Below are 617 nucleotides of genomic sequence, written 5' to 3'. Positions count from 1 at the left end.
TCAGCCAGTTGCAAGGCTTGCAGAATGCCCTGCTGGCTCAGGCTGCTCACATGCCAACCGTCTTCGCGCCACTCAGGTGTTGGCGAACCTTGCGGGTCAAGCCAAACGATGCCTGCAAACCTGTTGCCGAATGTCATTTCTGGCCGGTGCGACCAGGCAACCAACAGCAAGTCATTGTGTACTGACGCGGGTAGCGTTTCCGGCAGGGGCAACGCCTGACCGCCTGCATGTTCGACTAACGCGAGTAACGTTTCACGCTGCTCATTGGCGCCGGCAAACACCTGGACGGTCGGTAGCCCCGCCAGACTGATCGGTTTCAGCTTCCCGGCGATGGGTAGTTCAAGCAATACGATAAAGCTGCTACCCAGGCCCAACTCGCTGACCAGTTCGATTTTTCCGCCCATCAACTCCGTAAGTTTGCGGCAAATCGATAGCCCCAACCCTGTACCGCCAAAACGCCGTGCCGTCGAATTGTCAGCCTGAGTAAACGGTTCAAACAGATTGGCCTGCGACGCTTTACGGATGCCAATGCCCGAGTCCGAAACCTGTATCCGTATATCGAACCGGCCAGCGGCATTTTCAGTGCCACCGATTCGAATGACGATCTTGCCGCTGTC

The 617-nt window shown here is 56.9% G+C and carries 1 protein-coding gene; it reads right to left on the bottom strand.

The window, feature by feature from the left end; genetic code table 11:
• The coding region (locus VC35_RS28275; RefSeq protein ID WP_046044038.1) for an ATP-binding protein at positions 1-617 on the bottom strand (617 nt) is incomplete at both ends.

It is taken from the genome of Pseudomonas fluorescens (genome assembly GCF_000967965.1).
Classification (GTDB): domain Bacteria; phylum Pseudomonadota; class Gammaproteobacteria; order Pseudomonadales; family Pseudomonadaceae; genus Aquipseudomonas; species Aquipseudomonas grandcourensis.
This window is presented reverse-complemented; position numbering and strand designations above follow the sequence as displayed.